Raw genomic sequence first — 15193 nt, 5'->3', positions numbered from 1 at the left:
ACAGCCCAAATATCCCAGGCGACTCATTAGCTAAATTATCAAGGTATTGTACTTATGAGAAAAGGAAAAATCGATTAAATTTTGAGCAACAAATTGAAAGAGCTTTTTGCTTAAGTTAACGCTAATGGGCTTGGGGACTTGGTGACTTGGTGACTTGGGAGAAAGGGGGAAAGGGGGAAAGGGGGAAAGGGGGAAAGGGGGAATTTGGAGAATTAAAGATAAGAACAGAATTGTAAATGAAATAAAAAAGCTTTGCGTTTTATGTGGGTAAAAAACACCTTATATATTAAAATATATATGATTATGCGTTATTAGCTAAAGTATTGAATTAAGAATTTTAAGTCAATCCAAGCTCGATCAACTTAGATTCTTCATCAGAATAATCCCCATTATTTAAAGATTCCAATAGCTTTTTCTCAGAGGAGCTTCCTTTTTCAATTTGGTATAAAGCTTCTAATTGTAGGAGCCATTCTTTGGGATACTTTCGGAGGATTTCGTCGATGAGTATATCAGATGGACGAGAAGAGGAAGTGCTAAAGCTATTAATTTGATCATAAAGCTGAAATAGGTACTTCTCTTTCTCAGAATAATTGATTTTATGAGTGACTTCGCTAGGGGTTTCTAATTTTAGTTGATAACCAGCAGCATCTGCTACACCTGCAAAAACTGATGGAATTTGTTCCCCAATGCCCATATTGTAAATGCCCCAATCTGGTTGGAATAGCACTTGTTCTTTATACTCCACAGTGCAATCCTCAAAACTCATTATTAGGAGTTTGTTATTTTTTCTTGTGGTACTCATCAAACGACCATTAACCTTTAATCCACTATCAAATTCTAATCTGCAGTCCTTTCCTATAATGATATCCATATTTCGCAAGTCGGACTCCTCTAATAATCTCATGGGTTTTAATGCACCTTTGAGTTTTCCAACGGCAGTTCCATATCCATGTTCATGGTATTCTTTTCCATGGCCTTCGAGTACTTTATATTGATAGCTCAACATGCTAGGTCCATTGGTTTGAATATAAACAATATGAGCACCTTCCGCAATGAGATTGGTAAAAACACCGCTTACTTGCAATCCGCTTCTTAAAACAGCAGTTGCTAAATCCTTTGATTCTATTGCTTTATTTATGCCTTGAATACCTCCAATTTTTAATGACATGGTTGCAGTAAATTCATCTAAGACAGTATTCAAATGGTTAAAATCAGGTGTCACAAATAACTGAGGTTGAGGTTTCGTGATATCAAAAGAATAGTCCATAGCTTCGAGGCTATATGGAATTTTTTTAACCTTTTGGCTCATGGCCCAAACACTTTCACCAATGGAGGATAATAAACCAGCCCCATATATTTTAGGGTCTTGTACACTCCCAATTAAACCATATTCTACAGTCCACCAATGCAAATTACGAATGAAGGCCATTTCGGATGGAGGACTCGGATTAGCTTCTAATTCAATGATGGCATCCTCTGCTGTTTTAATATCTTTAGCTTTAGTATTGGGATCTGCTTTTAAAATAGAAAGATGACGAATGGCTTCATAGAGTTCATAATCATAAGTGCTACTAAAGGCTTTTGAACCAATATCTCCGAATTTTCTTAAATATTCTGCATATTCCTTATCAGCAATAATAGGCGCGTGACCCGCAGCTTCATGAACAATGTCGGGAGCAGGAGTATATTCCAGTTGATCAATAGAACGAATATCAGCAGCAATAACTAGAACATTATGTTTTTGGAATTCCATAAAGGCAGCTGGAGGAATAAAACCATCCACACAAACAGCTCCCCAGCCAATTTGGGATAAAATATCATTCATATCTTCCAAAGAAGGAATCCTATCAATACTTATTCCTGTTTTCTTTAATCCATCTAGATAACTTTGATGCGCTACATCAGCAAGATAATCTAAATTTCTTCGCATCACATATCTCCAAACAGCCTGGCTTCTTCCAGTATATTGTTGATAGTTTTGGTCAATAATGAAATCTTTTAAATGTTCAGGTAAGCTTTCTATAATGGGATTGGTCTTCATATATTATATTGGAAATATGGGTGAATGGTAAAATTAGTAAATTTTAATATGTTTTAGACATTGAGATGAGTAAGCTTGTTTTTTTTTGCAAAAGATTAACAGCTAGCGAAGTCAAGTACAAAAAGGGAATTCAATTAGATCATGTTAACACCCGTTAAAATGCTCATTCATTTCTATTTAAATATTATCTTTGAGTTTTAATGTAACAATAGAAGCAGTTCATCGTCAAAAAATCGTTCTTAAAATCAGATAAAATGAGAAGAATTTATGTATTATTAACTTTGGCTATAGTAATGGGAGGATTGAATTCCTGTGACTGTGATCAGGCCAAAGACAAAAAAGCCGAAATAGTGAAAGCCAAACAAATTCCTTTAGAAAACTTCTTTAAAAACCCGGAGAAATCTAGTTATCAAATCTCTCCTGATGGAAGTTATTATTCTTATATGGCTCCTTATGAAAGTAGAATGAATATTTTCATTCAAAAGAGGGGCGAAGCTGAATCAATTCAGTTAACAAAAGAAGTAGATAGAGATATCGCAGGATATTTCTGGCCAAATGATGAACAAATTGTGTTCTTAAAAGATACTGGTGGAGATGAAAATTATCGTCTTTACGGTGTGAATATAGATGGAACTAATCTTATAAGCTTTACTGAATTTGAAGGTGTTAGATCGCAAATTATTGATGATCTTCCAGAGCAAAAAGATTTCATGATTATTGGCTTAAACAAGAGGAATCCTCAAGTTTTTGATCCCTATCGTTTGAACTTGAAAACTGGTGAAATGGAAATGATTGCTGAGAATCCTGGAAACATTCAGGGTTGGATGCTAGACCATAACGGCAAATTAAGAATTGCATTGGCTCTTGATGGCACCAGTCAAAGTGTATTATATAGAAGCACTGAGCAAGACGAATGGAAAACTATATTAACGACTAATTTTAAAGAAGGTTTTAGCCCTCAATTTTTTACTTTCGATAATAAAAATATCATAGGAAGTTCTAATATTGGAAGAGATAAGTCAGCCATTGTAGAGTTTAACCCTGCAACAGGTGAGGAAGTTAAGGTTTTATATAAGAATGACGATTATGATGTTGAAAGCGTGAGCTATTCTAGGAAAAGAAAAGTAATTACTGCTGCATCATATACAGGTTGGAAACGAGAACGTCATTTTTTCGATACCAAATCGGAGGAAATGTACAAGAAATTAGAGAAGCATCTTTATGGATATGAGATTGCAATATCAGCAAGCAACGATGATGAAAACACATATATCATCAGAACTTATAGCGACAAGTCATTGGGTTCGTATTATATTTATAATACTGATAATGATGAGATTGAGAAGATAGTAGAAGTGAGTCCTTGGATAGATGAAAACGAAATGTCGAATCAGCTCCCCATCAGTTATACTTCGCGCGATGATTTAAAAATTCATGGATATTTAACTTTGCCAAAAGGCTATACCATGGAAAACGCTAAGAACCTTCCTGTGGTGATTAACCCTCATGGTGGTCCTTGGGCTAGAGATAGTTGGGGATTCAATCCAGAAGTTCAGTTCTTAGCCAATAGGGGATATGCAGTATTGCAAATGAACTTCCGTGGTTCAACAGGTTATGGTCGTCAGTTTTGGGAAGCTTCTTTCAAAAAATGGGGACGCGAAATGCAAGATGACATCACTGATGGAACCAATTGGTTAATTGATAATGGAATTGCAGATCCTGAAAGAATTGCTATTTATGGTGGTTCTTATGGTGGATATGCTACTTTAATGGGATTAGTTAAAGAGCCAGAATTATATGCTGCAGGTGTTGATTATGTGGGTGTTTCTAATATGTTCACTTTTATGAAAACTATTCCTCCTTATTGGAAACCAATGTTGGATATGATGTTTGAAATGGTTGGTGATTTAGAGGCCGATAGTTTGATGCTTCGTGAAGTATCTCCAGTATTCCATGTAGACAAAATAGAAGCTCCATTATTCATTGCTCAAGGTGCAAACGACCCTAGAGTGAATGTGGATGAGTCTGATCAAATGGTTGCTGCCATGAAAGAAAAAGGAGTCGTTGTTGAGTATTTAGTGAAAGATAATGAAGGTCATGGTTTTAGAAATGAAGAAAATCGTTTTGATTTTTATAGAGCTATGGAAGCTTTCTTAAATAAGCAATTATTAGAAAAATAAGACAATTATCGTTTTATAATACATTGAGCCACGAATTCTGAGAATTACTCATAGAATTCGTGGCTTTATTGATCTTGATGATCAATATTTAATAAAGCTTTTTAGCTTCTGCTAAAATTTCAAGAATGAGTTCTTTAGGGATATCTAATCTAGGATCGATAGGTAAAACTTTCATCTTTTTTCTATTCCCTTTTTCAAGCATTTCATTTTCCATAAGATTTCCTTTTGCAAATCCAATATAGGGTAGATTTCCTTTCTTTTGCTTGTATAAATAACAGAACATGTTGTCTTTATAGTAAAAGAAAGGGATTTGATATTTCCAAGTTTCTTTAATATTTGGATCAAAATCAAGAATAATTTTTCTAAGACTCAAAAAGCAAGATTTACTAGGTTCTTGCTGATTTTCATAAAACTCTTCAATAATACTTAACATGATGCAAAAATAGGATTGTGCTTGGAATAGTCTTGTTTCTTAGCATTTTGTTTTGAAATAAAATTGGTTGTTAATTTTTAACTCTTAGTTGTTAACTACCTTAACTTCAACCTCATCATGAATATAAACTAATAATCCCTTGCTTGGTTTCCCAGAATATTTTTCTACTAATTGGCAATAATTGAGAACTTGATTTTCGTCTTTTTTCTGTTTTTTACCTGTCTTATAATCAATGATGATAAACTGCTCTTCTAGTTCGATCATTTTATCAGGACGATATTTTTTTCCTTCGGAACTATATAATTCTCGTTCTGAATAATTAGCTAAACCTTTATGATAGAATTCCTGAAGGAGAGGATGCTCAATTACTCGTTTTACTATGGCTTCTATTTCATCTCTTTCTTCAGCTGCTATCCACGATTTATATACCATTCTAGACAATATAAAATCAATATCCTCCTCCGACTGTATTTCTGATAAAACAGCATGTACTTTTTGTCCCCATTGTGCCGAAGAAAGCGCGGTATTCTCCTCTTCAGTATCTAGTGCTAATGAGATACTGTTTCGCCAATCTGCATTGGTTTGAGATGTCATGCTTACAGAAGTAGAATCCATGGATTCTGCATGTTTTTTTTCTTGTTTCTTAACTGTGTCATCTCCAAAGACAAAGACGTTCTCCTCTAATTGTTTGGCTTCCGATTGCAAAATAAACTCATCTAAAATCTGGTCGAATTTAAAAAGATTAGAAGTAGATTTTGATTTTTTTGGAACTTCATATTTATCCACCAATAAATAGAGTTTTTGTTCTGGTCGAGTCATAGCCACATAAAATATATTCAGCTCATCGAGTTTGCCTAAATCGTCTTCTATGGTTTTAAAAGACTCAAATTGGGTGCCTTCAAGACTTGACAGTTTAAAAGGAAAGCTTTTAAGTTGAGGGAAGTCTTTAAACTCTGGATTTAACCAGATTTCTTGTCCGGGTCTGGAACGTAAATGAGCTTGAGCAAAATGATTGATCACCACAGGGAATTCCAATCCTTTTGACTTATGAAAACTCATCAGTTTTACGGCATCCCATTCTTCAGGAACTTCCAGTTTATAATCGTAGGCATTGATGGTCCACCACTCATTGAAATCTGCCAAAGACTGATGGTTATCTTGAGTGAAAATAAAGGCTGCTTCTAAGAAAAAATGAAGGAGTGCATTATTTTTATCCATCCTGAAAATATCACAAATTTGTTCCAAAGCCTCATAGGCTTCTAGTTTTAATAGTTCTTCTTTATCTAAATTAATTTCTAATGCTATCCATAAATCTTGAAGTTCTTTTGAAGAATCAAGATTCATTAAACAATCAGAATAAGTACTGTTTATGTATCCCTGTCTAAACAGATACTTTAATATCTCAGATTGATAAAGAGATTCTTTGGGTTGATAGAGATATTGGATTACACTTACTAAAAATTGTACTTGTGGTGAGGTGTCTACATGCAGGGATTCTGAGGAAATCACATTGACGCCTTTGCTTAGAAGATAATGGGCTACCTGTATTAGAAAGTCATTTTTTCGAGCCAAGACCACGATATCTTTCAATTGAAATCCTTGCTCTAAACATTGTTGAATGATCTCATAAGTACGCTCAATATAAAGAAGGTTTTTATTCTCAGTTCCTGCAATTTCTTTGATATCCATCTGGTGAATTTCTACGGAAGAAGGCAGGTCTTTTTTGCTTTGAGGATTCTGAATTAAATCAGCATAAACACTAGCTTGTGATTTTGGTAGAAATTCTCTATCGATGATAAATTGAAAGAGTTTATTATTGAATTGCACAATATTTTCTCCTGTTCTATAATTAGTAGTCAGGTGAATCTCTTCATAGGCTCGATATAATTGTTGTTCCCTATCTGCCATAAAAGGATCACTTCCAATATTGGTTAGCTTAGGGAAATGACTAAATTGCTCCACATCACTACCGCGCCAGCGGTAAATGGACTGTTTGGCATCTCCAACTATCAAGTTGAAATGATTCTCAGAAAGTGAGTTCTCTACTAATGGTAAAAGGTTATGCCATTGAATAACAGAAGTATCCTGAAATTCGTCAAGTAAAAAGTGTTGATATTTATTTCCAATTCTTTCAAAGATATAGGGAGCTGATTCGTTGGCGATTTTCTCAGAGATGATTTTATTGAAATCGGAAATATGAATCATTTGCTGATCCACTTTCATCTGATTTATGATTTTTTCTAATTCCATCAATACCATAAAAGGGTAGATGCCAGCAAATACTTCTTTTTTCAAGATATAATCAGACCTATAGTCTTCTATAAAGGCCTGCGTTTTTCGATAAATTGCTTTTATTTCTTCTCCTTGTGATTCTATATTGGTTTTGTCTGCAGGGCTTACCTTTCCAGCCGTCCACTTGTCTTCTTCTATCATCTTAATGACATAAGAATTAGGCTCTAGAGATTTATAATCTTTCTCAGTAAACCTTTTAAAATAAGGATAAATACTTTTGGCTCCTTGAAAAAACATACTGGGCAAAATAGCATTTCTCTTGCATAAATCGATGAACTCTTGCCCAAAGTTCTGCAACTGTTTTTCAAACTCTTTTACTTGTGCTTCCAATTGTTTTTGTATGGAAGACATTTCTTCTAAATCTAACTCTCTAAGCGGTTTAAGGAATTCCTCCTCCACATCATTTAATAAGGACCTTGCTCTGTCTTTTAAATCGTTTACAATATTTCTACTTCGCTCATTGTCAATCTTTTGCTGACTATAGCGCGTTAATATTTTAGTGATGAGTTCTTCTTTATTATCAATTCTACTCACCAATTCCTCCACCGCATCCTTCAACATTTGATCGGCATTAAGTTCCACTTGATAATTGAAACTCAAACCTAAATCGTGGCTAAAGGAGCGAATAATTCTATTGGTGAAGCTATCTAAAGTACTCACCGCATACTCAGAGTAATTGTGAATGAGGTTTTTATGAAGAATCAAAGAATCGTTTTGTATCATTCTTCTGGCTTCGAGTATTCCTTTGCTATCGAGAGCCGTTTTGTATTTTGGAATTTCCTGGAGGAGGGTTTCCAGAAAATAAGGATCGTCTTTTTGTAATTTGAGTTGAATGAGTTGTCCGAGAAATTCGAGAATTCGCTCTTTCATTTCTTGAGCAGCCTTATTGGTAAAAGTAAGCGCTAAAATATGCTTATATGCCTCTGGTTTCCCTAATGTAAGTTTGAGATACTCCAAGGTTAGGGTAGTGGTTTTACCGCTTCCTGCCGATGATTTATAAACCTTTAGTGTTTTGGTAGATGCGCTCATGTGTATGAGTTAATGTTAATAGCTAATAGTTAAAAAGTTGGATTCAAAGAAAGCCTAAAATTCATTATAAAGGCCTCAAGCCTAGTGTTTCAAACTTCAAACTTCATGCTTCATGCTTCAATCTCCAATCTATTTCCTAACTTCCAATAGTTTTAGCCCACCAGTAGTAGGATGTAACTCCATCACATTTTGGTTAAAATGTAACTTCTGTAATTTCCCAAACTGTGGAATCGCCATTAATTGCTTGTCGAACTCTTTTGAACCATATTTTACCCAAACTTCAGCTGTTTCTGGGAAACGATATACTATTCCATCAACCGCAGAATTGGTATTGATATCATTCATGTTTTCCGCTAAACCATTGCTTTTAATAGCTAAGGAAATCTTTTCACCGCCACTAGCAGAAAGATAATCAACACCAGATTGTTCAGAGAATTTAAAAACCGGAGCTATAATATTAGGTTGGTCGGTAGTTGGAGAATAATAGAATACATAATGTTCATCTGTAAGCACTGTTTTACCTGCAAATAGTGCCAAATAATCATCCTCCATCTGTTTAAGCTCGCCATTCATGATTTCCATAGTTCCAGCACTATATGCAACTTCTTGATAACCAGAAATCAATTCAAATCTATTCTTTCTGATTTCCATTAAAGTAGTTGCAGCATCTTGGGCTCTTTGCAACATGTCTTTTTCCACACTATATTTTTTGATAATGGCTTTTTCGATATGCGAAGTGTCAATATCCACTCTTCTAATGATGGTATCGGTTTTTTCAATCAGATTGGCATCGGCGAAATATCTGAAATCCTTGTTTCCTTTGATGATTTCTTCAATCAGAATATTTTGATTTTCAATGGCAGCAGTTTGCGCAGTTGCTGTGACTCCACCGAATAAACCAGATTCGTTCATTTGCAGGTATTTGATATTATCAGACTTCTCTGAATTCTCACCCAAATTGACGAAGTATAATTGCTCTGGGTCGGCAATGATTTCAGCGTCAATAGCTACATTTTTTATAGAATAGGATTTAGAGTTATAATCGATAATGGTTTCTAATCCCAATAATTTCTTAGCATAAATAGCATAGGGGCCTTTAATATGTTCAGCTTTCTCTACCCAAACGTCTATTCTAAAACTGGCTTTAGGTAAAGCATAAACGGTACCATTGGAAGCTGAGAAGTCTTCAAGTGGTGTTACTTTAGTTGTAGTGACCTGAGCAATGCTCGTTAAACTAAAAGATATCATTAAAAGAAATAAATATTTTCTCATTTTTTGGATTATTAGATTTTTAAGAAGGAGTGAGCTTGTTAGCTTTTCAAAGCCTTAGTTAGTAAAGAAGTCGAATACATTACCAATGGTACTTGTTGAACCTTTGTATAATTCTGTATACTTACATTGTGTGCAAGTTACAGCGGTGAATTTCTTATTTTGCACATCGAATATTTTTGAGAACCTTCCTCCGGTTGTTCTTATTTCATCGGTTTCGAAGCTAGTATTTCCGCACTTTGGACAAACATATTTTTGAGACATAAAAAAAGAGTTTTATTTATAAAATTGAAGACAATATTACAAATAAAACTCTAATTATAGATGAATTCTTATAAAGACTATTTCACAAATAATAGTTCACGATATTTTGGCAATGGCCATAACTGATCATCCACCAATAACTCAAGTTTATCAACATGACGGCGAATAATATCTAAATATGGACGAACTTTAGTATCATAAGCTACAGCCATATCATGCTCTCCCTCAAGCTTATTGGCTATCTTACGTTCATTAATCATAAAATCAACATTTTTCTTAATTTCAGAAATATGATGTGAAATATGAGTGATGATATCAAGCTCATTCTTAGAAACCTTACCATATGTTTGAAGATCTAAGATTTCTTTTAATCCTCTTACATTTTCTATCAAGGTATTCTGATATCTAATGGCAATGGGAATGATATGATTAGTAGCCATATCTCCTAAAATTCTGGATTCAATTTGAATGTTTTTAGTATACTTTTCTAAACGAATCAATCTGCGTGCTTCCAATTCTCTTTTGGTCATCACATTATTGCGCTCAAATAAGCTTATTGTTTTTTCGTCGATGTAAGTATCTAAAGTTAAAGGTGTTGTTTTAATATTACTCAATCCTCTTTTTTCGGCTTCTGCTAACCATTCGTCGCTATAATTATTGCCTTCAAAACGAATTCTTTTGCTATCAATAATATACTCTTTAATCACTTGGAATAAGGCATCTTCAAAAGAAATGCCATTTGCCATTGAAGCATCCATGTCTTTTTTAAAGGTGACGAGTTGGTCGGTAAGGATGGTGTTTAGTGCAATCATAGGCTTAGCACAATTGGCATTGGAACCCACAGCTCTAAATTCAAATTTGTTTCCTGTGAAAGCAAAAGGGGAGGTTCTGTTACGATCTGTATTGTCTAATAGAATTTCAGGTATCTTAGGCACATCAATATTTAATGCTTCTAAAAGATCATCAGACATTCCAGCACTAGTAGTACTAGCTTCTATTTTGTCTAGCATTTTTGTTAATTGAGAGCCAATAAACACACTGATAACAGCAGGAGGCGCTTCATGACCACCCAAACGATGATCGTTGCCAGAACTAGAGATGCTAGATCTTAATAAGGCTTCATGATCGTTTACTGCTTTGATCATGTTCACCATATAGGCAATGAACTGTAGGTTTTCTTTACTGTTCTTTCCGGGAGCAAATAGATTCTTACCCGTGCTTGTAGCTAATGAATAGTTATTATGCTTTCCTGAACCATTAACATTGGCATAAGGTTTTTCGTGGAATAGGGCTACAAAATCATGTTTCTTAGCCACTGTTTCAATCACATGCATAATCAATTGATTATGGTCAACGGCTAGGTTTACTTCTTCATATACAGGAGCTACTTCAAACTGATTTGGTGCTACCTCATTATGACGAGTTTTTACAGGGATTCCCAATCTGTGGGCTTCTATCTCATACTCTTTCATAAATTCTTTCACTCTTTCAGGAATAACTCCAAAATAGTGATCAGAAAGTTGTTGGTCTTTAGCACTTGAATGGCCAAATAGGGTACGACCTGTTAAAACAAGGTCGGGGCGAGCGGTGTGTAAAGCAGAGTCTACCAAGAAATATTCTTGCTCCCAACCGAGAGTAGCATATACTTTATTCACATTTTTATCAAACATTTTACAAACAGCTGTTGCTGCATTGTCAAGAGCGCTTGATGACTTCAATAGAGGAGTCTTATAATCTAAGGCTTCTCCAGTGTAGGATACAAAGATAGTAGGGATACAAAGTGTCGTTCCAAGGATAAATGCAGGACTTGTTGGATCCCAAGCGGTATATCCTCTGGCTTCAAAAGTGTTTCTAATTCCCCCATGAGGAAAGCTACTGGCATCGGGTTCCTGTTGAACCAGTTCATTACCTCTGAAATTCTCGATGGCTTTGCCTTCTCCCTCAGGATTAACAAAAGCATCGTGTTTTTCAGCAGTAGAACCAGTTAATGGATGAAACCAGTGAGTGTAGTGGGTGGCCCCTTTCGATGATGCCCATGCTTTCATAGAAGCGGCAATCTGATCTGCAACTTTTCTGTCAATTTTTAAGCCCTCTTCAATAGCGCTTTTAACTTTGCCAAAAGCCTCAACGGTCAAGTATTCCTTCATAGCTGACATATTGAAAGTCATTTCCCCGTAATACTCAGAAGGTTTGTTCTTTGGCATTTCATAATGGACGAGCTTTCTGTCAAGCGTTTTTTCAAGAGCTGTGAACCTGAAATTTTGCATAATACTAATTTTTATTTGTTAAATAATTTAGAATGGTTTTAAGCTGCAAATATAAGTTTTTCAAAAAGAGGGCTTCGTAAAAAAATGAATTTCTTATCAAGAAAAGATGGATATTTTGTTAATAAACTATGAATAATTATACGGTGTGATTTTTTCAAACGTTTGCGGTAAAAATAGGGTGAAAAAGAGCTGATAAATTCAACTTGTTTTTTTGGTGATGAATTTGAAATAATGCTAAATATCAAATCGAATGATGCGATCTTGCTATCAGAAATAAGAAGAGGGAAAGGAATAATAGTCTCAAATCTATTGCTAAATTTATCTGGGAGGGTTTAATAAAAACGATAAAAGGTTTTAAACTAAGTTAAAATAAAGAGTGTTGATTTATTTTATGGAATCCTCTTTTTAATTCATTTATTGATCTTATTTGTACTACTTTTTAATTTGTGGAGCCTAGTTTTATCTGATATGAATTATAGTAATCATTTTTTATCTTTAGAAATTGATTTAATTTTGTCAAGAACATATTTAAAACTATTAAAAAAAACACTAATGCTATGAAAAAACTATTAGCTACTACCATTATTATATTGATATCTAGTCACTTGTTGATAGCGCAACTATCGGGAACTCGAAATGTACCATCTGAAAACTACCCTGATTTCCAGTCTGTTGTAGATTCGTTAAATCTTTATGAAGTAAATGCAGGAGGTATTACTTTTGAAATGAGTGGAGATCTAGTGTTTAATCATTCTCCACTTATTATTAGCGGTAGTGGAAGCTCAGGGAACCCAATCAATATTCAGTGGAATCAAACAGGAGCAAAGCCTATTCTAAATATCGAAGGAACAATAGCTGATGCTGAGGCGGGTATTACTCTTTTAGGAACCGATTATATGACCATTGATGGGATAGCTATTAGTACCGAAAATGGGCTCCTTGAATATGGCTTGTTTCTAAGTAATGCATCAATTAATAATGCTTGTCAACATAATGTATTTCAGAATTTAGATATCAATTTAAACAAAACCAATAGCAATCAAACCATAGGGATAAATGTGCTAACAGAAGAAGAACCCACATTTTCTGAAGGGATTCATGCTGATAATAAATTCTTTAATAATACGGTTCAGAACTGCATTATAGCTTATAATTTTGATTCTGGAACAGGGGATGTTAGTTTCATGGGCTTTGATAATGAAGTAGGAGCGATAGATGACGGAATAAGTTTGATTTCAGATATTTCTTTATGTGGAGTTTATTTGAAAGGGCAAAATGGCGCAAAAGTACATCATACCCAAATTATAGATTTGGAGAGAATTGGTACTGGCAGTACTGCACCAGCAGCCATTGCAACAACGAGTAGCTTGCCCAATGAATTGTTGACAGAACCGTTTGAAATTCACGATAATATTATTGATAATCATCATTCTGCTATCACCAGTATCTTTGGTTTTTATTTGAATGCCCGTAAATCTGAACACCTTATATATAATAATATCATAAATAACATCAGTGCAACAGGGGGAGGATCGAATACAGCTACCGGGATTATGCTTTTTGGAACCGATATTACAGCAACTATCTATAATAATATGGTTTCTGATATTGCAGCTCCTGCATCTTCTTTGTCTGGTTCGCCAGCAGCGAGAGGTATAGAACTTCGAAGTTTTAATGAGGCCTTTGTCTTGTATAATTCAGTGCAATTAGATTATACAGCAACAAACAGTGAGAATTCCTCCGCTGCTTTGTTTGTGAATAATGATGACGAACCTGTAACTTTAAAGAATAATATCCTTATTAATTTAACATCACTCACATCTCCATCCACAGGGCTGGCAACGGCGTTTTATAAAAGTACCACCACATTGGGCAATATCACAAATGAGACTTCTAATAACTTATATTTTAGTGATGAACCATCTGAAAGCCATCCTATTTTCTATGCCTACAGTAGTAGTTCGCCTTTAATTGGAGAAACTTTGGAAGATTATCAAGCCTTAGTCGTAGACTTCGATCAAATAGCTTTTACTGGACAGGTTAGCTTTATTGATGATTTGTATTTGTATGTGAATAACTCAGATGTATTGGTTCGTGAAAATGCTATTCCTATTGATAATCCAATATCTATCACCGAGGATATTGAAGGACAAGAACGAAGTCTGGTAAATCCAGATTTAGGAGCTGATGAATTGGCTGAGCTACTGCCAACAACAGCTGTCAATCCAAATCCTGCCGACTTAAGTACTGATGTTTCAATTACACAGGTTGCCCTTTCATGGGATTATCTCGATGATGGTTTATTTGCTATTCCAGCAGGATTCAAAGTGTTTCTTAATGATTCGGATGATTTTAGTGGACTCCCGTATTATTGGATTGATTTTGAAGAAGAACAGGACAATTACTATATCAACATTTCAGATATTCTAGATCTAGAATATGATATGGATTATTTTTGGAAAGTTATTCCAATAACAATTGATGAGGATGGCCAGGAAGCTGAAGGGGTAGAGGTTTGGACATTTGCCACTGAAAGTTCTGTATACGACTTCCCTAATCTAGCAGAATGCGTAAGTCCAGTAGATGGTGAGTTGGCTGTAGCTATAGATTTAGAGACTTTGATGTGGTCTTTTAGTTTAGAAACAGGCTATTCGGAGCCTTTTGGTTTTAAGGTATATTTTGGTACAGATACAAATTTAGGTGAGGAAGAGCTATTAGCGTTTGTGGAATATCAGGCAGGTGAAGACAATTATTCGATTAATCCAAGTACAGAGGACTTTTCTCCTGAAACTATCTATTATTGGAAAGTAGTTCCGGTAGCGCAATCAGAAACAGGAGTAGAGAACCCTAATGCTGTGAACTGGCAGTTTACTACAGAACAAAATACTTCCATTGAGACCATTAGTCAATCAAACTCTTTAATCTATCCAAATCCTGTTAGTGATTTTATTTCTATTTATATTAAGGAAGAATGTGAACTGAGCGTTTATTCCTTGTCGGGGATTAAAGTTTATTCTAAAAGTGAGCAAAAAGGACAAGTTCTTATTCCTGTAGATGAATTAAAACCAGGGGTTTATTTTCTGACTTTTCAGAATATGGGAAATATAATATCTGAACGATTTATAGTGGAATAATGAATGAGTTAATGTTTAACATGTTTTTTGTGACATTGGGAAAATCCCCACCTATAAGTTTATAGGTGGGGATTTTGTGATCAATTCATTTAAAATTGGGCATAAGCTTGTTTAATTATTAGATCGAAAAGTATTTTAAGTTCAATTGTATCAATAACTGAAGTTTCGCACCAAATCAGACTGCCTTATCAAGCTGAATTAGAATAGGTTCTTTTTCTCTAAAAAACAGAAAATTTTCACTATTGTTGATTAACTCATGTGCAATTTTCTGAAAATCAACACCA

Annotated in this window: 8 protein-coding genes; 2 read left to right on the top strand and 6 right to left on the bottom strand. The window is 34.7% G+C overall.

All coding sequences use genetic code 11. The features are described from left to right. Positions 1 to 337 precede the first annotated feature (337 nt). Positions 338 to 2041 carry an aromatic amino acid hydroxylase gene (locus HNS40_RS20350; RefSeq protein WP_172284418.1) on the bottom strand — a complete coding sequence of 568 codons (1704 nt, stop codon included), beginning with the start codon at positions 2039 to 2041 and terminating at the stop codon, positions 338 to 340. 254 nt (positions 2042 to 2295) lie between these two features. On the opposite strand from HNS40_RS20350, the gene HNS40_RS20345 reads away from it, so the two are divergent. Then, positions 2296 to 4221, top strand: coding sequence for a S9 family peptidase (locus HNS40_RS20345; RefSeq protein WP_172284416.1), 1926 nt, complete (start codon positions 2296 to 2298; stop codon positions 4219 to 4221). An 88-nt stretch (positions 4222 to 4309) separates the two neighbouring features. On the opposite strand, the gene HNS40_RS20340 is transcribed toward HNS40_RS20345, so the two are convergent. From HNS40_RS20340 to HNS40_RS20320, 5 genes are all read right to left on the bottom strand, one after another. Further along, positions 4310 to 4654, bottom strand: a complete 345-nt coding sequence (locus HNS40_RS20340; RefSeq protein ID WP_172284414.1) for a DUF1801 domain-containing protein — start codon at positions 4652 to 4654, stop codon at positions 4310 to 4312. Positions 4655 to 4738: 84 nt separating this feature from the next. Next, complete coding sequence (locus HNS40_RS20335) at positions 4739 to 7975, bottom strand: exodeoxyribonuclease V subunit beta (protein WP_172284412.1); 3237 nt, start codon at positions 7973 to 7975, stop codon at positions 4739 to 4741. Between the two features lie 129 nt (positions 7976 to 8104). Beyond that, on the bottom strand, positions 8105 to 9247 hold the full coding sequence (locus HNS40_RS20330) for a DUF4831 family protein (RefSeq protein WP_172284410.1): 1143 nt from the start codon (positions 9245 to 9247) through the stop codon (positions 8105 to 8107). Between the two features lie 54 nt (positions 9248 to 9301). Further along, positions 9302 to 9508 carry a zinc ribbon domain-containing protein gene (locus HNS40_RS20325; protein ID WP_172284408.1) on the bottom strand — a complete coding sequence of 69 codons (207 nt, stop codon included), beginning with the start codon at positions 9506 to 9508 and terminating at the stop codon, positions 9302 to 9304. Between the two features lie 77 nt (positions 9509 to 9585). Further along, positions 9586 to 11775: a glutamine synthetase III gene (locus HNS40_RS20320; RefSeq protein WP_172284406.1), complete on the bottom strand. Its 2190-nt coding sequence runs from the start codon at positions 11773 to 11775 to the stop codon at positions 9586 to 9588. 557 nt (positions 11776 to 12332) lie between these two features. Here HNS40_RS20320 and HNS40_RS20315 point away from each other — a divergent pair. Then, positions 12333 to 14909, top strand: a complete 2577-nt coding sequence (locus tag HNS40_RS20315; protein ID WP_172284404.1) for a T9SS type A sorting domain-containing protein — start codon at positions 12333 to 12335, stop codon at positions 14907 to 14909. Positions 14910 to 15193 lie beyond the last annotated feature (284 nt).

The sequence above is a fragment of the Lentimicrobium sp. S6 genome (assembly GCF_013166635.1).
Lineage (GTDB): Bacteria > Bacteroidota > Bacteroidia > Bacteroidales > UBA12170 > UBA12170.
This window is presented reverse-complemented; position numbering and strand designations above follow the sequence as displayed.

What these genes read in the sequence shown, in the direction of transcription:
- HNS40_RS20350 (WP_172284418.1), bottom strand. Translation starts at nt 2,041, where the DNA reads ATGAAGACCAATCCCATTATAGAAAGCTTACCTGAACATTTAAAAGAT.
- HNS40_RS20345 (WP_172284416.1), top strand. Translation starts at nt 2,296, where the DNA reads ATGAGAAGAATTTATGTATTATTAACTTTGGCTATAGTAATGGGAGGA.
- HNS40_RS20340 (WP_172284414.1), bottom strand. Translation starts at nt 4,654, where the DNA reads ATGTTAAGTATTATTGAAGAGTTTTATGAAAATCAGCAAGAACCTAGT.
- HNS40_RS20335 (WP_172284412.1), bottom strand. Translation starts at nt 7,975, where the DNA reads ATGAGCGCATCTACCAAAACACTAAAGGTTTATAAATCATCGGCAGGA.
- HNS40_RS20330 (WP_172284410.1), bottom strand. Translation starts at nt 9,247, where the DNA reads ATGAGAAAATATTTATTTCTTTTAATGATATCTTTTAGTTTAACGAGC.
- HNS40_RS20325 (WP_172284408.1), bottom strand. Translation starts at nt 9,508, where the DNA reads ATGTCTCAAAAATATGTTTGTCCAAAGTGCGGAAATACTAGCTTCGAA.
- HNS40_RS20320 (WP_172284406.1), bottom strand. Translation starts at nt 11,775, where the DNA reads ATGCAAAATTTCAGGTTCACAGCTCTTGAAAAAACGCTTGACAGAAAG.
- HNS40_RS20315 (WP_172284404.1), top strand. Translation starts at nt 12,333, where the DNA reads ATGAAAAAACTATTAGCTACTACCATTATTATATTGATATCTAGTCAC.